This is a genomic window from Niallia sp. M35, assembly GCF_050971705.1.
GTDB lineage: Bacteria > Bacillota > Bacilli > Bacillales > Cytobacillaceae > Niallia > Niallia circulans_A.
This window is the reverse complement of the sequence record NZ_JBPCEP010000002.1, coordinates 1-23,551: the sequence shown is the minus strand read 5'-3', so window position 1 is coordinate 23,551 and position 23,551 is coordinate 1. Positions and strand designations below refer to the sequence as shown.

Sequence of the window (23,551 nt, the reverse complement as noted above, 5' to 3'; positions counted from 1 at the left end):
ATGACTATCTTGTTTTAATAATGCCATTTCTATTGGCATATACAGCAGCTTGGGTTCGGTCGGCTACTGCTAATTTCGATAAAATATTGCTTACATGTGTTTTTACTGTTTTGATTCCAATATATAGTTCTTCACTAATGGCCTGATTAGTCATTCCTTCTCCAATGCACATTAATACTTCTAATTCTCTTTCTGTTAAATCATCATGTGGTTTTCTTTCTGTTGCTCGCAATTTTTTCACCATCACGTTAGCAACCTTTGGCTCAATCACTGCTTCGCCACTATAAGCTTTATTAATTGCCCGTACAACCTCTGTAGCACTTGCTGTTTTTAATAAATAACTAAATGCGCCTGCTTCTATTGCCGGAATAACTTGTGCTTCATCATAGAAGCTTGTGATAATGATAACTTTGCAGCTAGGATACCCCTTTAAAATATCCTTTGTCGCTTCGATACCATTCCCATTGTCCATTAATAAATCCATTAACACAATATCCGGCTTCTCCTTGAGTACAAGCTGAACTGCCGTCTGACCACTATTTGCCTCTCCTACAATATGAATATTTGGTTCTGTCATTAAATAAGAAATAATTCCTTTTCTCACCATTTCATGATCATCTACCACTACCACTCTAATCATTTTCCCACCCCTTTGTTGGCACTCTAATATCAATATAGGTACCTTCCCCAATTTTTGATCGAAGTTCCATCACACCACCAATTTCCTCACAGCGCTCTCTCATTGTCTTTAACCCATATGATGCAATCCTCTCTATCGTCGGATCAAAGCCTTTGCCATTATCACTTATATGTAGAGAAGCATATTCACCTCGCTCTTCCAAAATGATTCTTACTTTATCTGCATGGGAATGACGAAGCACATTGGATAAAGCCTCTTGAACAATGCGAAAAAGATGTTCCTGCCCAGCCGTAGATAGACCATCTATTTCATCGATGCTTGCAGAAAAATGAAGCATTGTTTTTCCTTTCAGCTCTTGAATAAGTTTGATTATGCCATCACACAACGTATCATTGCTTAATTCAATTGGTCTTAGATGAAGCAATAATGCACGCATTTCCCCTTGCGCCTTGCCTGCAATCGAAACAATCTCCTGTAACTGTTGCTTTGCTAAAGCAGGATCCTGGTCAAAAATTTTATATGCAGCAGAAGACATCATATTTAATGCAAATAATTGCTGACTAACAACATCATGTAAATCTCTTGCCAGTCGTTGTCTTTCTTCTATTACTGCAGCATTGTGGGCTGTTTGTCCAAGCGTTGTTTTTTCATTTGCTAATCTCTGCAAAGAATGAATTTGCTCTTGTTGATAATCAGCAAGTTGATTAAGTTCTTCTTTTACATCATAAACATACTCACTTGATGCAAGCAGCATTTTTTGCGGTATTTTTCCTCTCCTTAAAGACGATATAAACCAAAATATTTCATCTAATTGTTTCTTTATTTTGCCGCTCCATTTAAAGGCAAAATAAAAACCCACCAATGTTATCAGAAAAAAACAGTTGACAGCAAAAATAATATTCCCTATCCTAGACGTTACAAAATTCGGAAATAAATAGATACTAATAAATAGCAGCAAAGAAATACTCAAACTTGTTAAAACGATATTTCGATAATATCCATAACGACTAATTGTCTGTCTCATGTTTCCCCCTTATACCTTTTGCACTGTAATATCGCCTATATCAAGCAAAATATTTAGCTTTATTTTTTTTATTGCCTCTTCATAATAGGCAGATTTATGCTCTAAAGTATTTCCAATTCCTTCCTTAACCGACTGAAGAATTCGTACTTCTCCAATTTTCACTTCGGCATGAACATAAATGGCTAGATCATCTGGAACAATAATTTTCACATCACCAATCCTCGCATGGATAAACAGCTCGGTTTCTCCTTCAGGAATAAAAGCTTTGCTAAAATCAATATAGACATCCCCTAACCCATGAGAAATCTCCATCGGTTCGACAGCCCAATTATCTGTATTATATTTAACATCTCCCATGAGGTTGGATTTCTTTGTATAACTTTTTCCACCACTGTCATCCTCAAAAGTGAACTTAGGTTTGATGAGTCCAAGTGCCATTAAAATAAGAATTAATGGCCATAACTTCCAAAAGTCAATAAATCTAAATTCTAATACTTGAAAACGATCCAAAAGGAGAAGAGTAGCGAAAGTAAGAATAAATAAAGTGAAAAATAAATTACTTTTTTGCTTTAATGTTATTTGATAGAGAGAAAGCAGCCCATAAACAAGCAGCAAAAACGGATATATTATGACAAATAATTTTTTTATTTCCAAGGAAATGACACCAATATTAACAAGTAATAAAATTACTCCTACAATAAGTAAACTAATTGAAAACATTATTTTGGAGATTGATTTTCTCAAAAACTCCCCTTCTTTCCTAGACATCTAAATATAGAATTTTTGTGTAATTCTAAAAAATAGTGCTCTTTCAACTACAAATCTATTGTACTACCATTATGTAATTTTTTGTTCCTTCTTTCGATGTTTTTTTCTCCATCTTAAGAAGGAGTCTTTGGCCAATTTTTCTTCCATGAGTTTTAGATCAGCTCCTTCCTCCCATTCCAAGGCTATGAAGTGAAACACACTATATTTTAAAAAGGAACCAATCACCTTTTACCTATAACCACATAATCTGTATTAACCGAATAGTGATAGATGCCTATAGCATCATTGATTTCAAATCGGGAAAGGAGCTGGATTTATTTGGGGATCGAATTAACGGCACTTCATTGGATATATGTACTTTTTATTGTCTTTATCATCGGCTTTATGGTAATCAGAAGAGATACTACCTTTATTTGTATCGTTGGAATCTTTCTATTAGCGATAACAGCGACCGGATCCTTAAGTACCTCGATTAGCAGTATTTTCAATAGTTTCATCTTTGCCATTACAGAATTGTTACCTACTATTGCTGTCATCTCTATTATTGTGGCAATGAGTAGAATTTTGACGAAAACTGGTATTAACGATGTAATGATTTCTCCCTTTTCCAAACTTATTCGTTCACCTGGACTCGCTTATTGGACGATCGGAATAGTAATGATGCTCATTTCTTTCTTTTTCTGGCCATCCCCCGCAGTAGCATTGATTGGTGCTGTTCTCTTACCAGTAGCTTTACGGGTTGGTCTGCCAGGAATTGCCGTTGCAATGGCGATGAATTTGTTCGGCCATGGAATTGCCTTATCAGGAGATTTTATCATCCAAGCTGCACCGAAACTTACAGCAGATGCTGCCGGCATACCTGTCGAAGACGTCATGCATGCAAGTATTCCCCTTGTGATTGTTATGGGGGTTGTGACAACTATTACTGCGTTCTATTTTATTAAACGCGATATGAAAAGAGGAACACTGACTTTTGCAACTGGAGTCACCTCTATTAATAAATCAGATATTCTTCCCCAAGTAAATAAATTACTACTGAGTAATACACAAAAGAAACTGTTCGCCATCCTAATTCCCATTCTCTATATTCTTGACGTTGCAGCCATGTTTTTATTAGATTTACAAGGGGGAGATGCTACCGCGCTGGTTGGTGGAACGTCCATTTTTATTCTTCTTTTAATAACATTAGTAAGCTATAAAAATAAAGGCTTGGAAAAAACAACGACTTATTTGATCGAAGGATTCCAATTTGGTTTTAAAGTATTTGGACCGGTTATTCCAATCGCTGCCTTCTTCTATTTAGGTGACTCTGGTTTTAGCACAATTATCGGAGACTTTCTACCAAAAGAATCCCACGGAATCGTCAATGATCTCGGTGTTGCTCTTGCTTCCACTGTTCCATTAACGAAAGAAATTGGCGCCGTTACGCTTACAGCTGTAGGAGTTATTACCGGCTTAGATGGTTCTGGCTTCTCCGGCATTTCATTAGCGGGTTCTATTGCCGGTCTGTTTGCCCATGCAATTGGTAGTGGAATAAGCACATTAACTGCTTTAGGGCAAATTGCTGCCATATGGGTTGGAGGCGGAACTTTAGTCCCTTGGGCATTAATCCCTGCTGCTGCAATCTGTAATGTCGATCCATTCGAATTAGCAAGGAGAAATCTTCTTCCAGTCTGTATCGGCTTAGTAGTGACTACTATTTTTGCCATGTTCCTCATCTAACAAAACGATAATCAGTTAAAAATTATTTTTACTGGCAAACCCAAATGATTATACGAAGATGTTAAGATTAGTTCGTATAATTATTTGGGTTTTTAAACTTTTTTAAAAGAAGTTCCATGTAATTTTCTATCACTTCTTTATCCATTAGCTACTTAGTTTTGTTCCTGCTCCTTTTTGTTTATGAAATCGATCATAAAATGTTTCATAAAGACCTACCCATACAAACAGCCAGATCCCTCCTAATAAATAACCGCCAATAACATCTGTTGGATAGTGGGCCTCTAAAACAATTCTGCTTATACCAATTAGCAAAATGACCATAAAAGCAATAGCTGCCAAAATCAGCTTTCCTGCATTCCCTTTTATTTCTTTCGCTAGAATATGTGCAATAAATAGATACAGGAGTAAACCTACCATTGCATGCCCACTAGGAAAACTATAGCTGTCTGTCTCTAATGCTGCAGCAGCTATAGGTCTAGGTCTTGCCACTAAATCTTTCACCCACTTATTCAGTTCATTTCCTAGTCCAACACAAAAGACAAATGCTGCAATTCCTACAAAATCTTTCTTTTTCCACCAAAGAAAAAGAATAAATAGGAAAGCGATAATTCCAATGCCTATTTTATCTGCAATGGATGACATGCCTTCCCAAAAAAGAAGAAAACTAGCTGGAAATAATGTATGTATAAAATGGGCTAGTTCTGTATCAAATGCTAATATTGCTTGTCCATTTACAGCTAGGATTAGCAGGATAAACAATAAGAATGACACGATAATTAATACCCAGGCCATTTTTGATTTTCTAATATCCATAATTCCTCCTAAATGAATTTCATTTTAACCTTATTTTAACAACATCCCTCTTATAAGGATAGGCATAATCTTTACGAAACGTAATAGTTTATTCGCTTTCCACCTCTCTTCTTTATTACTACATGCTATAATAAAAATATTCTAAATAGTCAAACGAGGTGGAAGAGATGTTACAAATTATATGGGAACAACTAGATAACTATTATAATGAAATGGTTAAAATACGGAGATACCTTCATCAATACCCTGAATTATCATTCAAAGAGGTTAAAACAGCTCAATATATCATCTCTTTCTATGAAAAATTAGGAATTCAAGTTACAGGAAACGTCGGAGGTAATGGAGTAGTCGCAAAAATATCAGGGGGGAAACCTGGCAAAACAGTTGCGCTCCGTGCTGATTTTGACGCTCTTCCAATCCATGATGAAAAGAATGTTGCTTATAAGTCAAAGGTTTCAGGTGTCATGCACGCCTGTGGTCATGATGGGCATACTGCAACCTTATTAATACTTGCTAAAGTAATAAATGAGTTTAAAGAAGAATTAGCAGGGAATTTTGTTTTTATTCACCAGCATGCTGAAGAATCAAATCCAGGTGGAGCAAAAGCGATGATTGAAGCAGGCTGCCTGGAAAATGTGGAGGCTATATTTGGCACTCATTTATGGGCTACACTTCCCACAGGGACTATTTCCTATAAAGCAGGACCCATGATGGCAGCAGCAGATGAATTTAAAATTAAAATCCAAGGTCAAGGGGGACATGGAGCACAGCCGCACAAAACGAAGGATTCTCTTGTTACCGCATCTCAACTGGTCCTTAACCTTCAACAAATTGTCAGCAGAAAAGTAAATCCTATCCACCATGCCGTTTTAACAGTAGGCTACCTTGAATCTGGTAATGCTTTTAATGTAATTGCTGACACAGCGATCCTAGGGGGAACAGTCCGGACGTTTGATGAAGAAACGCAATTACTTATCAAGGAAGAGCTGGAGAGAGTAATAAAAGGCACGTGCTATACAGCAAATAGTACGTATGAATATGATTACGATGACGGCTATCCAGCAGTCGTTAATCATCCTGAGGAAACCTCCCTTTTAGCTCATTGTGCGGAAAAAGTTCCGGGAGTGATCGTCCTAGAAGGAGAACCGGAATTAACTGGCGAGGACTTCTCTTATTATCTGCAGCATGTAAAAGGTACCTTTTTCTTTACAGGAGCAATGCCCGATACAAATGGTCCGACTTATCCGCACCACCATCCTAAATTTGATATTAATGAAGAAGCTATGCTTATTGCCGCAAAAACATTAGGTTCTACTGCTATTACTTATAATATTTCCTTAAGCCCAGCAAAGGCTAGGACTAACTTAAATTCATAAAATTTATAAAAAAAGGAAGAGATTCTAAACACCGAATCCTTCCTTTTTCATTTGTTTTGTTCCTGAAAGTAACGCCAGCGATAAACATTTTTAGCTGCTTCTCCCAATTGATCCATTAAATTATAATTAGCGTAGGCACCCACAGCTGCCCCAATTCCTGGCACCAATTGCAGCATTTTTACAAAATCAATAAAATCTCGATATTCCTGCTGTAAATCCTGCCAATTAAGGGTAGCAACTCTGTGCTTTTCTTCTTCCCAATTCTCTATTATCTCTAAAACTTCTCTTCGTTTTTCTTCACTTGAAAAAGCTAACTGAAAGATATAGAGCAAATAGATTCTTTCTTCCACTTGATCCGTATCGTAACCATATGTGGCTGCGGCTTCCATTAAAAAGTTCATTTTGATCGAAAGCAATAATGGAAAATCAGCCAATCCAAGCAATATCCCACCAGCCCCCGTTCCGGCACCTTCTACAACAGCAATCTTTTGAAATTGACTTATTTTTTTCGTTAACTCTTCATCTTTTCCTTGCAAAGAACGGAAGATAGATGGATTTTTTTTCTTGATAATATTGCTGCCAGCAAGTGTTGCTTGAATCATCTGTTTAATTGCTTCCGTAAGGGTTTGATGAACTTTAGCCGGTATATAAGAATTTATTTTATTTTGCGCCTTTTTGGATACTCTATTTAAAATAGAAGACCGTTTTTGGATTTTCCATTTCCACTCTTCTACTTCTTTTAATGCTCTTTGTTCATATTCATTCATTTATCTTCCTCCTTGCTTATGCTTACGTTCCATCTAAAAAATGGTTCCTTATTTTTGAAGTTAATTATTAAAAAAGGAGCTTCCCTTCTATACACACTAAGGTTTAAGCTCCTCCTCTTCTATTATCCCTTTTTCAATTTTTTATTAATATAAAACAGAGTAAAAAAGATAATAAAAACAATATTAACTACTAAAGAAATCAATGCATACATCCAATCTCCTTTTAAGGCAATAATTAGAGACAAAATGATACCTTGACAACTTAAAATTGCTGCTAAGATTTGTTTAAATGATTTTTCTCTAAGAGAGGATGCCACCGGATAAATAGTAATCCACAATTTATTATCATAGGCATTCCAAAGCGGTAACAGCTGCAGGCCTGTTAAGAAAACAAATAATACACTTATGAACACTTGTCCAGGTCCAAAAGATAAGAAAAAAATAAAAATTCCACTTATCAATGTTAACCGAACCGTTAAGCCCAAATAATCCCCTGCACGGACATAGGTTCTCCAGTATAAATGCGTAAATACGTTTTCTCTTGCAAATGAAACACGACTAAATAATACATCTAGAAAACGTCTTCGTTTTATACGATTTCTTAACTTCGGTACCTCTGTAAACATATTGGCAAAGCGATAGAAAGAGGCTAGTCTTTTTTCATCTTGCTCAATTAAATATTCCCATTTTACGCCTTTATTGCTTGTCGCCTTCTGAAAATAAATAAGCAAGAAAGCCATAATTAGAAGAAGGGCAAGAATAAATAACGGAGAAGAGTCAGCAAACAATAAATACAAAATAGCTAAATTAATCAAGAATCTCACAACACTATCTATATGATGATAACGCACATTTACATAGTATTGTATATGCCAGCGAATCAGTAAATTAGCTCCTTTACTTATCAATAACACAATAAGTAAATACCAAAAACGACTAAAATCACCACCGTGTACTTGCGCATATAGTGGCATCAAGGCAGCAAGAATGATGACAAGCAAGTAACCTTGAAGGACAAAGCTAACCAACAGAGATTGGAGAAAATATCTTTTCATTTTGGTTTCAACCGCAATTAAAAATATCCGGTCAGCATCCTTTAAAAAAGTATAGGTTGGACTATTTGTCATAAAAAGAGTAAGGATAATGCTCATAATAAGCGCAACAGGGAAGTCATTCGAAATCGTTTTTAACCATGCTTGATAATAGAAGGCTCCAGTCCCTAGTAAAAAAACTAAAACGATGACAACATGGCCATTAAAAATGTACTTTAAATATTGACTATATTCTTTTGCTGTCTGCCCAGCTCTCTCTCTCCATAACTGCTTCTCATTAAATTCAAACATGTTCTTCTTCCTTTGTAAGATAGATATAAATATCATCCAATGTTGCATTTGGCATGTTAAAGGCTGTCCTTAATTCCTCCATGGTTCCTTGACTCTTTATTTGGCCTTCATGAATAATAATAATCCGATCACAATATCTTTCGGCTGTAGCAAGAATGTGTGTAGACATTAGAATCCCTGCTCCCCTATCCTTCATTATTTTTAGTTGATCTAATAACGATTGAATTCCAAGAGGATCTAATCCGACAAACGGTTCATCCACTATATAGAGAGAAGGTTCCACTAGAAAAGCACACATAATCATTACCTTCTGCTTCATTCCTTTCGAAAAATGAGCAGGAAACCATTTTAGTCTTTTTTCCATCCGAAATTCTTTTAATAATATTTCCATTCTCTTTTGATAGTCAGACTCTGACAATCCATAAGCCATAGCAGTTATTCTTAAATGTTCTTCTAATGTCAATTCATCATATAAAATAGGCGTTTCAGGTACAAAGGTAAATTCCTTTCGATATGCCTCTTTATCGCCTTCAAACGTCTTGCCATTTATAAGGATTTCTCCTTTATGCGGCTCCATCAATCCAATGATATGACGAATAGTTGTACTTTTTCCAGCACCGTTTAATCCGATTAAGCCAACCATTTCATTCGCATGAATGGAAAAGGAAATATCCTTTAAGACAGGATTGCGCGTATATCCTCCGGTAACATTCTTTATTTCTAACAACGCCATCTATTGTACCTCCAATATGTATTATCTATAGTTTAACAACATTCTTGCTTAAATAAAAATGATTGCACAGAAAAATTTTTATTTCTTTCGTATATAAAATTTTGTTCGGGACATTCTATTTATTGAAGGGGAGCACCAAAGAAATATTGCAGTATAACTCCAATATTAAATGAGGTGTTTGCAAAAGATTCTATACAGATTCTTTAAAAAAAAGCTTCCATTCGTTTATAAAAGGGGATGTTTGCCTTGCATAAGCAAGATAGGAACAGAAGATCAGTAACACCAAGCTGCTTCATTAAGAAAACAGCCTAATTCATTTCCACTTTGAAATGAGGTGTTTGTCGCAGACAGTCATCCATTCTTTATACGTTTTTGACATATAAAGACATTTTAAGGGGATGGTTCGTTTGAACAATGATCGATTTCTCTAAAGCTTAACACAATTCATTTTTTAAATGAGGTGTTTATCAAAGAGAAGAACCCTAAATAACGTTAAATAGAAGTTCTCTCCTTCAATAGAGGGTGTCCTTAAAAGGTTTTCTTATTATGTATATCCATAGTAAAGAGGTTTATTCAAACTTCTCGCTTGGACAATCCATATAAGAGGATCCTTTACAAGGCACCCTCTTCCTTTTGTTGTTCAATAAAATAGTTCCTGTGTTAAAATATTGATAATACATAATGAAGGAAGGTATTTTTATGAGTGATTGTATTTTTTGCAAAATAATTGCTGGAGAAATTCCGTCAAAAAAGGTTTTTGAAAATGAACATGTAATGGCGTTCTTAGATATTAGCCAAGTTACTAAAGGACATACATTGGTGATACCAAAAAGACATGTAAAGGATGTCTATGAATTAACTCCTGAAATTGCAAGCAATCTATTTGAAGTTGTGCCAAGTATTGCTTCTGCCATTAAAGAAGTTTATGAACCAATTGGTTTAAATCTCCTTAACAACAATGGTGAAAAAGCCGGACAATCTGTTTTCCATTATCATATGCACCTTATTCCACGTTATGGAAAAGGAGATGGTTTTGGAGCTGTTTGGAAAACAAATTTTGATGGATATTCAAATGAAGAGCTGACAGAGATTGCAGAAAAAATTAATTCTAAAGTAAGATAAGTCCATTAGCTTATTCTCTTCAAAAAATTTTCTAAAAAAATTCATATTTTCAAAAGCTATTTAATAATAGTTTCATTTTTATTAGATTACCGCTCTCTTCCTTAAACAACGACTAAGGAGATTCTAGTATCTGGAAGGAAATATTTTTCTAATAGTATGAAAAAACAAAGCATCTTTTTGAAAAATTCTCACTTTTTCAAAAAGGTGTTTTTTTCATCTGTACAAATCAGCTGAATTTGTTAGTATAAGGGTAATCTTTTTGTCTTTAACGCTTTATTATTTTGAAAAGTTAATTTAGGAGGAAAGAACGTTGAAAAGAGCATATAACTTTAATGCAGGTCCTGCAGCTTTACCAGAATGGGTTTTACACGAGGCAAAGGAGCATTGGTTAAATTTTAATGATACAGGCATGTCTTTAATGGAATTAAGTCACCGTAGCAAAGATTATGAAGCTGTACATAATGAAGCAAAGGAACTCCTTAAATCTCTGCTTTCTATACCAGATAATTACGAAATTCTTTTTTTACAAGGTGGAGCAAGTCTTCAATTTACAATGATCCCAATGAACTTGCTTCCTAAAAGTCAAACAGCTTATTACGCTCTCACTGGAGTATGGTCAGAAAAGGCCATGAAGGAAGCCTCCAAGCTTGGTAATACAGCCATTTCAACTTCAAGTAAAAACGATAACTATACCTATATCCCTGCCCATGAACAGATGAACATACCAGATGACGCGGCATATCTCCATATCACTAGCAACAATACAATTTTTGGCACCCAATGGAGCAGCTATCCAAGCAATTTATCTGTCCCTTTAATTGCGGACATGTCTAGTGATATTTTAAGCACACCAATTGATGTTTCACAATTTGGAATTATTTATGCCGGCGCCCAGAAAAACCTTGGCCCCTCTGGAGTAACTGTAGTCATCATTCGAAAAGATTTAATCAAAGAAGATTCTACTTTGCCAACAATGTTAAGTTATCATACACACGCTAAAAATAATTCTTTATTCAATACTCCGCCAACTTTAGGGATTTACCTTTTATCCCTTGTTCTAAAATGGGTAGAAAAACAAGGTGGAGTGGAAGGTATTGCTAACATCAATAATGAAAAAGCTAAGCATTTATATGAAGTAATCGATCAAAGCAATGGTTTTTATCGCGGTCATGCAGAAAAAACAAGTCGTTCTAAAATGAATGTTACTTTTACTTTGCAGACAGAAGATCTTACAAAAGATTTCTTAAGAGAAGCTAAGGAAGCAGGATTTGTTGGTCTAAACGGCCATCGCTCTGTAGGCGGCTGCCGAGCTTCAATTTATAATGCCGTTCCCCTCGAACATGTAGTAGCATTAAGTACATTTATGAGGGATTTTCAGCTCAAGTATCATCAATAAGAAGACTTTATCTATAGAATACCCTTAACAATAGTAATGATGGCTTGAATACGTTATAATGGTGAAAAAGAGCGAGGTGTAAGAAAAATGAGCGCAAAATCATTCTTATCAGGATTTTTAATTGGAGGAATTGCAGCCGGAATCACTACCTTATTAACTACTCCTTACTCAGGGAAAGAAGTAAGAAAAGCCTGCAGTGATAATGGAAAAGCTTTTCTTCAACATATCCAAGAATTAAAGTTAGATTTAAATGAGATAAAAGACTCTATTAAAACAGCTACAGTAGAAGGTAAAACGGTATTTAGTACTTTTATAGAAGATCTTAAGCTTTCATTGGAAGCATGGCGGGAAGAAGTAAAACCACATCAAGAAATACTTCAAAAAGAGCTAGATGGGTTACAATCCACGATTAATGAGTTAGAAAATGATTTAAAATAATTTAATCGCTTTTACTTATACATAAAAGCTAAGAAAAAAGGAGGAGTTCTAACATGGACTTCCTCCTTTTTTCTACCCTCTTAAAGACTATCTTTCTATGTTATTTTTTTTAACATAACATGTTAAATCTTATTCCCGTATAATTTTTTATCTCCTATTTATTTTGTTTTTTCTTTTCCCACCTTTACATCTCTTTCATTCTAATTTAATTTTTTATTCATTCTTTTTGGCCCTTTTGCTTCTCCATTTTTTTACTATTTATCACTAATTCTTATTTTATCCTTCATTCTTCTGAGTAAATGTATAGACAACTACTGAATTTTTATTTCTTACATTACATTTTTATACAATAAAGCGCTTACTTAAAAGAAAAATTCTTATTTCTAAAAATTTTGTTAATTTTTATCTTTATTAATTTTTGTTTTATTGGCATAATGTTTATAGATAACAGAAAAGTAGGTGAATTTTGGATGGATGAAAGTCAGATTTCAATGAAGGACGCTTTACTCTTCACACAAAGAATTGGACAACTTAGTAAAGCATTATGGAAGGCGATTGAGAAGGACTGGCAAAATTGGATTAAACCATATGATTTAAATATTAATGAACACCATATACTCTGGATTGCTTATCAGCTAAATGGCGCTTCTATTTCAGATGTAGCAAATTTCGGTGTAATGCATGTCTCAACTGCATTTAATTTTTCGAAGAAATTAGAAGAAAGAGGACTACTAGAATTCTCGAAAAAAGAAAATGATAAGAGAAACACGTATATTTGCCTTACTGACAAAGGTAAAAAAGTGTTTGTTCAAATTATGGAAGAATACAATCCAAGCAACAGTTCAGCTCTATCCGCCTCCTTACCAATCAAGAATTTATATGGAAAGTTTCCGGAGCTTTTAGACATAATGACTATTGTTAAACATATTTATGGGGACAATTTCATTGAAATTTTTGAGAAATCCTTTACTAATCTTGACGATATTTTGGAAGAAGATGAAGGGCATTTAAAGCAAAAAGAACCAGTATTTACTAAATAGAGATAATATTAAATTGGGGAATAGGACTCCAGGTTTGGGACAATCTAGACCGGTGGTAAAAAAGATAAGAAGGCAGATTGCTTTCTTATCTTTTTTTCGGAAAATTCAAACAAAAAATACATAGAGAATAGGTTTTCTTCTTCTTATAATTACTAAATATAAAAAATGTCATAAATTTGTATAAAGAGACTATTGATTTTTTACTCTATTCATCGTAAAGTAGCAAGGTGAGTTCGCTTGACTAAAACGCAAGATAAGACAAGGAAAAGATATTCTTCCAATTATTAGTTATTCAAGCAAGAACGTATCATCACAAGTAACTAAAAATTTCTCCCTATGGAGGGTATTACCATGAACTGTTGGAAGACTGTCAACTTCCATAAAAAATATGGAGCTCAGCGCCTATTTATTTTGTCCACTATGACAATGATTGGTTGTTTTCTGTTTCTATATGTACCAATTATAAGCTATTTTGCACATAACAAACTTTCTGACGATTACTTTTTACTATTTATGGCAATGTTTTTACTTATGTATCCATTACACAAGCTACTACATTTATTACCAATGCTTCATTTAGGCGATAAAATTAAAAAAACATGGACTAAGCATTTACAATTTTTACCGATTCTTCATATTCAAGTTAAAGAGCCGATTGGTAAAATGCAGTTTCTCTTTGCTTTAATTATTCCATTTGTGATCATTAGTGGAGTATTATTTCTATCTTGTTTCCTTTTTACAAGTTATGTTCATTATTTTTTAATGCTTTTCGCTTATCATACAGGGATTTGTGTTCCTGATTTTATTCGCATAAAAAATCTATGGCATTCTCCGCGCTCTTGTTATGTAGAAGAAAATGAGGATGGATTTGAGATATTAATAAATAATGTAAGTGAATTATCGTAAAAGGATTCTATTATTGTTTCGTCACACATATAATGATATAAAACTAGATTGAATGTTAATCATTCTTTCTTATTGATAGATTATAAGGAGTCATCTAAGTTCTTTCCAGAACAAAATCTCCAAGTTTACATCTAAAAAAGTTTATAATACTATCTTTTTATCCTTTTATTTGATAATGTAAATAACATACAATAAATTCCGCTTATAAGGAGGGAATCAATGATGATCTCCATTTTTATTATTTTAGCTATTTTTATTTTATATAATATTAATAGACTTACAAATGCTTTATGCTTACAAAAAGAAATTCCTGAAGAAAAGCAGCCAAAAGTTTTTCGAACAATAAATGTTCTTATTACAATTTTGTTGATTTCTTCCTATGTAGATATTCTTTTTTAACAAGCTATGTAGAAAAGAAGCAGTGTGATAGTTGGTAAGCAACCACTATCGCACTGCTTCTTTTTTATATTTCTTCAGATCAACTTATAGCCAAGCTGCTCCGATGATTACTAATAAGATGAATAGTACTACTAATAAAGCAAAGCCTCCACCGTAAACTCCTCCACCAGACATGAAGATTCCTCCTCTCTTTATCGTTCCAGTTGTGTTTTGGCGCATATTAGGCAACCTCCCTAGTAAGATTGCCGTTAATACGCTTATAGCTTACAGCCATGCAGCGCCAACGATAACTAATAAGATAAACAATACAACGATTAAAGCAAAACCTCCGCCGTAAACGTTACCCATAGTAACACCTCCTTTAAGGTTGCTACCATTTGTTCATTCATTTCATGGTGTTTCGGTTCTTTTTCTTTCTTTTATTTGATAGCTAATATCCTTTCATGCCCAATAATGTTTGCACATATAAAATCACACTAAGCCCTATTGGTCACATATTAAGAAGCTAGATCTAAATAAAAGACATTGCTGTTAGGAGCATTATTATGAATAGTCCATCATTCTTATTGTCTTTTTTTCTCTATAAACCGTAACAACCCTCTGAATTTGCTAAGAGCGAATTCTTTAGAGCTCTTTTTCAAGCTCAATTTATCATATGTATTTGCCCTAATTTCGGAACAGGACATATACCCATTTTTTTATAGGGATAGTAAGAGCAAAAAGATAGGGGCTAGATTAGCAAAAAAAACAAAGGATCTTATCTATAAAATTCACTCCCCTACACGAAACACTAGTTAGGAAGGAATCTTATACATTTCATCCTTTGTGATATTAAAAAATACCTCTTCTGGCCTTTTCAGACTGTTATATGCTCGCCTATCTTCTTTCAATTTCCATAAGGCTGATGTCCTGTTTCCTGACATTGAAAATTAGATAAAACAAGTCACATAATAGTGGCCGAGTTTTCTAAACGCTATTTGAAGTTTTTTGGAGCATTCAAGCCGCTTTCTCTAAAAGCCTGCACTAATCTTCTCTATTTCTACACTTCTGAAATATCTAAGCACCTATTTAATTCTCATACACTCTTTCTTCCCCATCTCTACGTTTTTTCTCTTCTTCCAGCCTTTTCATATAAACCTCTCCTTCTCGTTCAATTATTTCATTTTCTGCCGCTCTATCCTCTTTCCCGGTTTTAACAGCCATAAAGGCACTAATCGCAATTCCTCCTAATACAAAAATAACCCAAAGTGGAATTCCTAACATTGAAAACTTCCCCTTTCTAGTAATTTCTATCTTTTATTTCATCCTATGCTAGAAAAACTAGATTATTCCCTTGAACGTAATTATCTAGCTGGAAGTTAAGTATATTAGCCCCTCAAAACACAAAAAGGAAGAGAACCCCATGGGAACTCCTCCTTAGTTTTATTTATGGAATGTCGGCTTATAGAAAGAACGATTTTCCAACGGAAATACTCTTTCCGTAAATTCACCTGGTTTCACTCTATCTAACACACGATCTAGCATATTCATTTTGGCATCTAAATTATCAATATAGTGTAAAATTTCCGCTTCTTTAATTAACGGCGCTTTCGGGCTTCCCCATTCAGGTTTCCCATGATGGGATAATACTAAGTGTTGAAGTATTACTACTTCTTCTCCTCTTATCCCTAACTCATCTGCAGCTTTTCCTATTTCATTAATCATAATAGAAATATGTCCAAGCAAATTCCCTTCCAAAGTATAAGAAGTAGAAATCGGTCCAGATAATTCAATTACTTTGCCAAGATCGTGAAGAATGATTCCTCCATATAGCAAATCTTTATCCAAGCTCGGATAAAGAGAGGCAATCGCCTTTGCCAAATCAAGCATACTAACAACATGATACGCTAATCCAGAAACAAATTCATGATGATTTTTCGTTGCTGCTGGATATTGTAAAAATGCCTCTTGATGTTTCTTTACTAAATGTCTTGTAATTCTTTGTATATTAGGATTCTGCATTTCAAAAATGTAATGTGTGATTTTACTTAACATTTCATCTGTAGTTAGGGGCGCTGTTTCAAGGAAATCAGCCAATCGAATGCCCTCTTCTCCTGTTGCCACCTTTATTTGGCGAATTCTTAATTGCAGTTTTCCACGATAACTTTGAATATCTCCATTCACTTTTACAATCGTTTCCGGACGATAGCTCTGCTCATCCATTTCTGTAGCATCCCAAAGCTTTGCTTCAATTTCTCCACTTTTATCTTGAAAAATAAGCGTCATAAACGGTTTTCCGTTACTTGCAATAGCCTTTGTTGCATTCTTTATTAATAAATAAGATTCAAATTGCTCCCCAACTTCATATTGAAGTACTCCTTTTTTCTCCAACTCACTCTCTCCTTTATCTTTCTCTTTATTTAGTATAGCACGAAGTCATTCCAACTTTATAAGCTTGTTTCTCTTTCCTCTGCTGGTAATACATGCAAGCTTTCATCGGGAAAATATTTTAGTAGATGACGGTGACAAGTAAAGAAAATCAGCTGATTTTGCTTACAATTCTTTAGTAATTGGATCACTTTTTCTGTACGTTTTTCATCAAAATTAACGAAGCTGTCATCAATAATAAACGGAAAACAAAAGCTTTTATAAAATGTTTGTGCCAAAGCAATGCGAATGGATAAGTAAAGCTGTTCAGTCGTTCCCTGGCTTAATTCCTTCGCTTCATAAAAAAGATGATGCTGACTCTCTACTAAAAACCCAGCTCCTTCCTCCTTGGGAACAATCCGAATATATTTCCCTTCCGTTAGAAAAGCGAGATTTTCCTCTGCCTTTTGCAGCATAGCGGGCAGCTGTTTTTGTTTATATTGTTCAACGGTTTTCGCTAACAGCTGTTTTGCTATAGCAAACTTTGCCCATTCTTTCACATCTTCCTTAAATTCCGACTGAGCTTGTTTAAAGGAATGTAATAAATCTGTATATGTCCCTCCGCCTTCAATTCTAGAAATGGTAAAGTTAGTTGCCGCTGCCTCTTCTACGAGTTCCTGTAAGCGAGAAGCTAATTTATCCATCCGCTTTTTCTTTTCCTCTAATTGCAGCTCAGGATTTAGAATTTGTTGATACAATGAAATATGCTCTTTTGCTATATTAGTCATTTCTAATTGAACGTTAATCGCAGCAAGTCTTTCTTTATATTTAGCTCTCTCCATTTCCAAGGTGGCCTTTTCACGAAATGCCTCTTCATCCGTAACATCTGCAAAGGAAAATAGCGCAGCCTTTTCTTCTGCATAGCGATTATATTCTGTTTGGTATTTATCCAGATCCTCTGATAGTTCTGTTTGCTTTGTCCGTAATGCTTCTTTTCGATCCGTTTTCTTTTTTTCTTCCTTTAGTGTCGTTTTTAAACGGTAGCACATATTAGCAATTGTATCTTTCTCATCTCCTATAAAAGTTCTGAAGAAATAGCTGATTTTGCTAATAATTTCCTCACTCTCTCGATGAATCTCCTCCAATTCTTGATGATAGGAATTTCTTTCTCTATCTTTTCCTTTCCATTCTTCAATTAATAAAAAGGCATCATATATTTGTTGTGTCGCTAGTTCATATGGAATGTTCAGTTCATTAGCCAATTGTCTTAACAACTTCTGATGGGAAAGAAAATCCCCTTCCCACTTTTCAAATGCCTCTAATACCCTCTCATAGCTTTCATTTTGCTGCTCCAATTTAAATTGGAGTTGTGTGAATTTCTCTCTTCTCGTCGTATCCTCTTCAAACTTCTGAGCTTCATAACGAGAAATGCCTTGTCCCTTTTCAAAGCTTTCGACTAACTGAGTACGTTCTTCCTTAATAAGTACTAATCTCTTCTCTTTTTTGCTGATTTCATTTTTAGCTAGTTTTCTTCCAGACAGGAAAAACAACACATAAACAACACATACAACAAAGCAAATAAGGGTTATGAACCATTGCTCAAAAAACAAAGCTCCCGCTCCAGCCAGTAGAAGAAACACCGTTAAAACACTAGTTATCATTGTATTATGCTTCATGCGTTTCTCTTCTAACTTCCTCTGATCTTCCAGTTGATTTATTTCTCTAGAAAGTAAATCTGCTTTTTCCTTGTTCCAGCTATATTGATGATCTGCATTTATACGTTCTTCTAATCTAGCTCTTTCTTCTTTTGGCAAGAGCCTCTGCTTATTCTCCTTCACTGCCTCTTCTAAGGATTCTAAAGCTGTTTGCTCAGCCTTTAGCCGCTCGTCAAGCTCTTCTTTCTGCTCTTTTAATCTCCGTTGCTTAGAAGCAGCTTGTGCACATTGCTCTTTTAAAAAGATGCTTGTATTACTTTCCTTCAATAACATTTTCTCTTCAATCGGTAAATGCAATTTACTCTTTAAACTATCAATATCTTCTTCTATCTTTTTAACTTGATTTTCAACTTGCGTCTGCCGATTTTGTAATTGTTCATATACGGGGAACTTTTCAACAGCAAGTAAGATATTATTTTCAGCGATAAGAAGTTCTTCCTGTATAGGAATGCTTGCTATTTCTTGTTCCATTTCTTCCATCCGTGCTTCTATATGCCGAATTTCAGCTTCTACAGAAAGCAATTTCTCCTTCAAGGCTTCCCATCTCATTAATCCATTTTGAGGAAAATTGAAGTCTTTGCAGGTAGCTAATTTTTGCTCTAACAATTCCTGCTCACGTACCATCCCTCTAATTTTAATCCATTCTTCCAATAACCATTTTTCATGCTCTTCTTTTTTTAACTCTGCTTCTGTCAGCTGTCTCTCTTGTTCAATCTTTCTTTTCTTTGCAAGTAATTGTTCATATTGATTATTATCCTTCTCTGCACTTTTTAATTGGCTATGCTTATCTCGTAAAACTTGCAGTTTTTCATTAAGGACAGGCTTCTTCCCGCTAGGCTTGTAGCGTACATCTAGTTCCTTCTGCAGCTCATTTTCTACTTTCAATAAGCGGTCAGATCCGACAGCGCCAGTGGAAAATAAAAAGCGCCCCAGCTCTTCTCCTCTTAATTGCTGGACATTTTGCAATCCATGTAAATTAAAAGAAAAGATTGATTGATAGAGAGCTTTATCGATTCCTGCTAATAGTTCATCTAGAAGCTCCTCTTGTCCTCTTCTTCCATCCGCTAAAGTAACTGTCACATCCCCTGTAGCTTTTCCTTTTACGCGTTCGATTGTTGTTAATCCGAATTTTGGAAAATAGATGTCTAATTTCCCGCCATATTTATGCTGCAGCTTTGGCTCATAGCGTAATTCCGTCTGCTGTTTTGTGGGGAATCCGAATAAGATGCTATGAATAAAACTCATAATTGTCGATTTTCCTGCCTCATTTTCGCCATAAAACACATGAACAGGGGAGTGAATGGAAAACGTTATATTTTCTAGCTTTCCATATCCGTAAATCGTTATTTTCTTTAATTCCATATTAGTTGCCTCCCCTCTTCACCAGCATTGTCAGCAGTAAATCTTCTGCCTCTTCCGCTAATTCTTGTTTTTCTTCAGCTGTAAGCTCTTCTAAAAAGCGATGGGCCTTTGGATGCTGAAATAAAGGTGCAACTGCTTCATTCACTAGTTCGAAATCCTTTGTTACAGCAAATAGTTCTTCATAAAATGCCGATTCCCTTAACAAATTCTCTTTTAACCATTCTGTATTTTCCTGTACTTTTATCGAATTAACCCAGACAAAGGAGTCCTCATCTACCTCATCTTGCTGAAGGATCTCCAATAAATCAGAAGCTAGAAAAGAGTCTTGTAAACGCAATTTCTCTATCTCTAGTGATATAAGGTAAGAATATTTCCTATCTCCAACTGCATCCATTTCTTTTCGACAGAGCTTGTATAAATCATCAAATGTATGGACAAAACTGGCATCTATTTTCACTGTTTCCCAAATTACTTCAGAGGTTGGAATAAATTCTAAACTGGCATCCTCATCCCTTAGTTCCACATAATAGCATCCCTTTACTTCTGTTTCCTTTTTATGTCGTCCTTGAATGTTTCCTGGATAGACAATCGGAGGCACAGACTCTAAAATTTCCCGTTTATGGATATGTCCTAGGGCCCAATAATCCATTTTCTTAGCAAGTAAATCCTTTACTTGAAAAGGAGCATAGGCGCTATGTTCAGTCGAGCCCTCTAAATTGCCATGCAGAATTCCAACATGAAAATTTGCCTCACCGCTTCGTTCGTATTCAACAATTCTTCGCTCTTTAATATGTCTTGTTTCATAACTAAATCCATAAAGATTCACCGATAAATTATTTTTCACATATTTTTTTACTGTTACCATCGATGGAAAAACATGAACATTAGGAGGAAGTTCTATTTGTACCCAGCTTCCATTTAAATGATCATGATTTCCATGTATCAGATACACTTCAATTTGATTTTCCTCTAAGCGCAGCATTTCATTTCGGAAGCGAATTTGCGCTTTTATACTTCTATCTTCCCCATCGTATATATCTCCAGCAATAATTATAAAGTCTACCTTTTTGCTGATGGCTGCATCAATAACCTTTTTAAATGCAGTAAACGTGCTTTCTTTTAGTTTGTTATGTATTGTTACGGGCAAATTCTTCAACCCAACCATCGGACTGTCTAAATGTAAATCTGCACAATGTATAAAGGATATTTCCATACTCTCACGTCCTAAAACTATTTGCTTCTATTCTACCATGCAAAAAATACGAATGCACGTTCTTATCCTTTTGCAGCTTGTTTTGGAACATAAAAAATGCCTCACTTATTATGAGGCATTTTCCGAATTATTCTTTTTTCGTTAGCTGCAGGGCTTTTTTAATATCTTTATAAGAGTTAGATTTTCCGTACATAAGGACGCCGCCTTTATATACTCTTGCACCAAAAATAGCGAGAATCATAATGGTTGCCACTAAAACAACAATTCCTAAAATAGGTTCCCAAACTGGCAAATTCAGCATTCCTACTCTCATAAACATAAGCATAGGTGTAAAGAATGGGATATAAGATGTAATTGTTACAAAAGTGGTATCAGGTGCGCTTAATCCGAACATCGCAATCATAAATCCGGCCACAATTAATAATGTCATTGGCGTAATCATTTGCTGCACATCTTCAATTCTACTTACAAGCGAACCTAGCAATGCAGCCAGAGTAGCATATAGGAAATAACCTAAAATAAAGAAGATCGCCGCATAGATAATGGTACTTACAGGCACTTCGCTAAATCCGAAGAATCCTTCCATCGAACCTAGGCTATCATTGTTAGTTAATGAAAAATAACCTACAAGCATCAAAATCGCCAGCTGAGTTAAGCTTAATAAGCCGATTCCCAGAATTTTGGCAAACATATGCTTAATTGGAGATACACTTGAAATTAAAATTTCCATTACTCGTGAGGATTTTTCAGTCGCCACTTCTGTCGCTATCATATTGGCATATAGGATAACGGCAAAGTATATTAAGAATAAGAGAACATAAACTAACCCTCTAGCCTGGTTTAATTCTTCTTCTGTCTTTGCATCTTTCTCAAGAGCAATTTTTTCAAATGCAACGGGTTCATTCAATTTCGTAAGCTGCTCATTCGTTAAATTGAGTTGATTCGCTGCTAATTGACTTTTAACCATTTGAATACTATTGGTAATATTATCGGAAACAGTTGTTTCTGCAATATCCATGGTATAATAAGTCGCTATAGGTAATTTACTTTCATCCATATTCACTATTAGTAAACCACTATAATTTCCTTCTTCCACTTCTTGTTTTGCTGCTTCTTCACTGTCCTTATAAGCAACTAATTTTAAATCTTCATTTAACGTCTCTGTTGCCTCTTGAATTGCTGGTAATAAAGAGTTGCTTTGATCAATTACGGCTACTTCCGTCTTTCCTTCATCACTAGAAAAAGTATCGATAATCGTAGTAATATTTGTTAGTGCAACCACAAATATTAAGGTAATAGCCGTTGTAATTAGAAATGATTTCGTTTTGAACTTACTTAAAAAGGTATGAAATAAGATAACCCAAAAACTATTCAAGAGAAGCACCTACCTTTTCGATAAAAATATCATTTAAAGAAGGCTCTTCTAATGCAAATTTGCGAATAAAGCCCTTTCCAACTATATCATTTAGAATTCGCTCCGCAACTTCTTCTCCTTCAATTTGCAAAGAAACACCTTCTGCTGTTTCTTTTAATTTTAATACGCCTGGATAGCGAATTAAATGTGTCAAATCAAAATCAGCGTGTATGGTTACATTCTTCTTCCCAAAGCTTCTCTTAATATCCTTAAGAGAGCCATGAACAACAGGCTTTCCTTTATGCATAATACAGAGATGCTGGCATAATTCCTCGACATGCTCCATCCGGTGACTAGAGAATACAATACTTGTTCCATTATTTTTCAAATCTACTACTGCACTTTTTAACTGCTCCACATTTACTGGATCTAACCCACTGAATGGCTCATCTAAAATTAATAATTTAGGCTTATGTAAAACAGCACTAATAAATTGAATTTTTTGTTGGTTTCCTTTGGAGAGCTCCTCTACTTTTTTATCCATGTATTCAGGAACCTTAAAGCGGTTTAGCCAATATTCTAGCTCATTTAATGCTGCTTTTTTTTCCATGCCTCTAAGTCTCGCTAGATAGATAAGCTGATCCCGTACTTTTAGTTTAGGATATAGACCTCGCTCTTCCGGCAGATATCCAATATATGGACTTGTTGAGTAATTAATCGGCTTACCATCCCAGGTTATTTGTCCTGCTGTACTTTCTAATATTCCTAAAATCATGCGAAAAGTTGTCGTCTTTCCTGCTCCATTGCCTCCAAGAAAGCCGAACATTTCATTTTCAGGAATCGAAATAGATAAATCATCTACTGCTGTGAACGAACCAAATTTTTTTGTCACGTTTCTTAGCTCTAATGACACAAAATCCCCTCCTCACTCTTTAATACGAATAGAACGGTAAAAGGTTTCAATGGATATTACTATTATCTGTAGGAAATAAGAAATAATTAAAACTTGAGTGGAATAGAACCTGATGTATATTGAGTTTCATAAAAAAAAGCTGCTATATACTCTATTGAGTC

Annotated in this window: 23 protein-coding genes; 8 read left to right on the top strand and 15 right to left on the bottom strand. The window is 34.9% G+C overall.

The window, feature by feature from the left end; translation table 11 throughout:
* Positions 1–4: 4 nt before the first annotated feature.
* The 3 genes from NiCM35_RS02215 to liaF are packed head-to-tail and all read right to left on the bottom strand — an operon-like array spanning position 5 to position 2,408.
* Positions 5–640, bottom strand: a complete 636-nt coding sequence (locus NiCM35_RS02215; RefSeq protein ID WP_095330097.1) for a response regulator — start codon at positions 638–640, stop codon at positions 5–7.
* Positions 633–1,664, bottom strand: a complete 1,032-nt coding sequence (locus NiCM35_RS02210) for a sensor histidine kinase (protein ID WP_095330098.1) — start codon at positions 1,662–1,664, stop codon at positions 633–635. Before NiCM35_RS02210 ends, NiCM35_RS02215 begins: the two co-directional genes overlap by 8 nt.
* Positions 1,665–1,673: 9 nt before the next feature.
* Complete coding sequence (gene liaF, locus NiCM35_RS02205) at positions 1,674–2,408, bottom strand: cell wall-active antibiotics response protein LiaF (protein WP_164463590.1); 735 nt, start codon at positions 2,406–2,408, stop codon at positions 1,674–1,676.
* A 342-nt stretch (positions 2,409–2,750) separates the two neighbouring features.
* Between liaF and NiCM35_RS02200 the strand changes: the two genes are divergently transcribed.
* Positions 2,751–4,154 (top strand): hypothetical protein, encoded by a 1,404-nt coding sequence (locus NiCM35_RS02200; RefSeq protein WP_163187630.1) that lies wholly within the window; start codon positions 2,751–2,753, stop codon positions 4,152–4,154.
* 144 nt (positions 4,155–4,298) lie between these two features.
* Here the strand turns inward: NiCM35_RS02200 and NiCM35_RS02195 are convergent, their stop codons facing one another.
* Positions 4,299–4,967 carry a phosphatase PAP2 family protein gene (locus NiCM35_RS02195; protein ID WP_123257217.1) on the bottom strand — a complete coding sequence of 223 codons (669 nt, stop codon included), beginning with the start codon at positions 4,965–4,967 and terminating at the stop codon, positions 4,299–4,301.
* 167 nt (positions 4,968–5,134) lie between these two features.
* Here NiCM35_RS02195 and NiCM35_RS02190 point away from each other — a divergent pair, with 167 nt between their 5' ends.
* Positions 5,135–6,343 carry a M20 family metallopeptidase gene (locus tag NiCM35_RS02190; RefSeq protein WP_095330102.1) on the top strand — a complete coding sequence of 403 codons (1,209 nt, stop codon included), beginning with the start codon at positions 5,135–5,137 and terminating at the stop codon, positions 6,341–6,343.
* Between the two features lie 47 nt (positions 6,344–6,390).
* Here NiCM35_RS02190 and NiCM35_RS02185 read toward each other — a convergent pair whose 3' ends face one another.
* The 3 genes from NiCM35_RS02185 to NiCM35_RS02175 all read right to left on the bottom strand — a co-directional run bounded on the left by NiCM35_RS02185 (position 6,391) and on the right by NiCM35_RS02175 (position 9,186).
* Positions 6,391–7,110: an EcsC family protein gene (locus NiCM35_RS02185; protein WP_095330103.1), complete on the bottom strand. Its 720-nt coding sequence runs from the start codon at positions 7,108–7,110 to the stop codon at positions 6,391–6,393.
* A 122-nt stretch (positions 7,111–7,232) separates the two neighbouring features.
* A complete protein-coding gene (locus NiCM35_RS02180) occupies positions 7,233–8,453 on the bottom strand; it encodes an ABC transporter permease (protein WP_433778489.1) in 1,221 nt (406 codons plus the stop codon).
* Complete coding sequence (locus NiCM35_RS02175; protein WP_095330105.1) at positions 8,446–9,186, bottom strand: ABC transporter ATP-binding protein; 741 nt, start codon at positions 9,184–9,186, stop codon at positions 8,446–8,448. Before NiCM35_RS02175 ends, NiCM35_RS02180 begins: the two co-directional genes overlap by 8 nt.
* Before the next feature lie 699 nt (positions 9,187–9,885).
* On the opposite strand from NiCM35_RS02175, the gene NiCM35_RS02170 reads away from it, so the two are divergent.
* The 6 genes from NiCM35_RS02170 (at position 9,886) to NiCM35_RS02145 (ending at position 14,487) form a co-directional block, all read left to right on the top strand.
* Positions 9,886–10,308 carry an HIT family protein gene (locus NiCM35_RS02170; protein WP_095330106.1) on the top strand — a complete coding sequence of 141 codons (423 nt, stop codon included), beginning with the start codon at positions 9,886–9,888 and terminating at the stop codon, positions 10,306–10,308.
* Between the two features lie 310 nt (positions 10,309–10,618).
* Positions 10,619–11,704, top strand: a complete 1,086-nt coding sequence (gene serC, locus NiCM35_RS02165) for a 3-phosphoserine/phosphohydroxythreonine transaminase (protein WP_095330107.1) — start codon at positions 10,619–10,621, stop codon at positions 11,702–11,704.
* A gap of 87 nt (positions 11,705–11,791) precedes the next feature.
* Positions 11,792–12,142, top strand: a complete 351-nt coding sequence (locus tag NiCM35_RS02160; RefSeq protein ID WP_095330108.1) for a YtxH domain-containing protein — start codon at positions 11,792–11,794, stop codon at positions 12,140–12,142.
* Positions 12,143–12,612: 470 nt separating this feature from the next.
* Positions 12,613–13,182, top strand: a complete 570-nt coding sequence (locus NiCM35_RS02155) for an HTH-type transcriptional regulator Hpr (protein ID WP_047943056.1) — start codon at positions 12,613–12,615, stop codon at positions 13,180–13,182.
* A gap of 351 nt (positions 13,183–13,533) precedes the next feature.
* A complete protein-coding gene (locus tag NiCM35_RS02150; RefSeq protein ID WP_095330109.1) occupies positions 13,534–14,088 on the top strand; it encodes a DUF3267 domain-containing protein in 555 nt (184 codons plus the stop codon).
* Between the two features lie 219 nt (positions 14,089–14,307).
* On the top strand, positions 14,308–14,487 hold the full coding sequence (locus NiCM35_RS02145) for a hypothetical protein (RefSeq protein WP_035416273.1): 180 nt from the start codon (positions 14,308–14,310) through the stop codon (positions 14,485–14,487).
* 84 nt (positions 14,488–14,571) lie between these two features.
* On the opposite strand, the gene NiCM35_RS02140 is transcribed toward NiCM35_RS02145, so the two are convergent.
* The 8 genes from NiCM35_RS02140 to NiCM35_RS02105 all read right to left on the bottom strand — a co-directional run bounded on the left by NiCM35_RS02140 (position 14,572) and on the right by NiCM35_RS02105 (position 23,390).
* Complete coding sequence (locus NiCM35_RS02140) at positions 14,572–14,661, bottom strand: YjcZ family sporulation protein (protein ID WP_035416274.1); 90 nt, start codon at positions 14,659–14,661, stop codon at positions 14,572–14,574.
* A 90-nt stretch (positions 14,662–14,751) separates the two neighbouring features.
* Positions 14,752–14,835: a YjcZ family sporulation protein gene (locus tag NiCM35_RS02135; protein ID WP_035416275.1), complete on the bottom strand. Its 84-nt coding sequence runs from the start codon at positions 14,833–14,835 to the stop codon at positions 14,752–14,754.
* Between the two features lie 720 nt (positions 14,836–15,555).
* Positions 15,556–15,750 carry a sporulation YhaL family protein gene (locus NiCM35_RS02130; RefSeq protein ID WP_095330110.1) on the bottom strand — a complete coding sequence of 65 codons (195 nt, stop codon included), beginning with the start codon at positions 15,748–15,750 and terminating at the stop codon, positions 15,556–15,558.
* Positions 15,751–15,909: 159 nt separating this feature from the next.
* A complete protein-coding gene (gene yhaM / locus NiCM35_RS02125; RefSeq protein WP_123257215.1) occupies positions 15,910–16,857 on the bottom strand; it encodes a 3'-5' exoribonuclease YhaM in 948 nt (315 codons plus the stop codon).
* A gap of 56 nt (positions 16,858–16,913) precedes the next feature.
* Positions 16,914–19,910 carry an ATP-binding protein gene (locus tag NiCM35_RS02120; RefSeq protein WP_123257214.1) on the bottom strand — a complete coding sequence of 999 codons (2,997 nt, stop codon included), beginning with the start codon at positions 19,908–19,910 and terminating at the stop codon, positions 16,914–16,916.
* A gap of 1 nt (position 19,911) precedes the next feature.
* Positions 19,912–21,123: a metallophosphoesterase family protein gene (locus NiCM35_RS02115; RefSeq protein WP_095330113.1), complete on the bottom strand. Its 1,212-nt coding sequence runs from the start codon at positions 21,121–21,123 to the stop codon at positions 19,912–19,914.
* Between the two features lie 127 nt (positions 21,124–21,250).
* Complete coding sequence (locus NiCM35_RS02110) at positions 21,251–22,498, bottom strand: ABC transporter permease (RefSeq protein ID WP_095330114.1); 1,248 nt, start codon at positions 22,496–22,498, stop codon at positions 21,251–21,253.
* Entirely contained in the window at positions 22,491–23,390 is a 900-nt protein-coding gene (locus tag NiCM35_RS02105; RefSeq protein ID WP_095330115.1) for an ABC transporter ATP-binding protein, read from the bottom strand. Before NiCM35_RS02105 ends, NiCM35_RS02110 begins: the two co-directional genes overlap by 8 nt.
* Positions 23,391–23,551 lie beyond the last annotated feature (161 nt).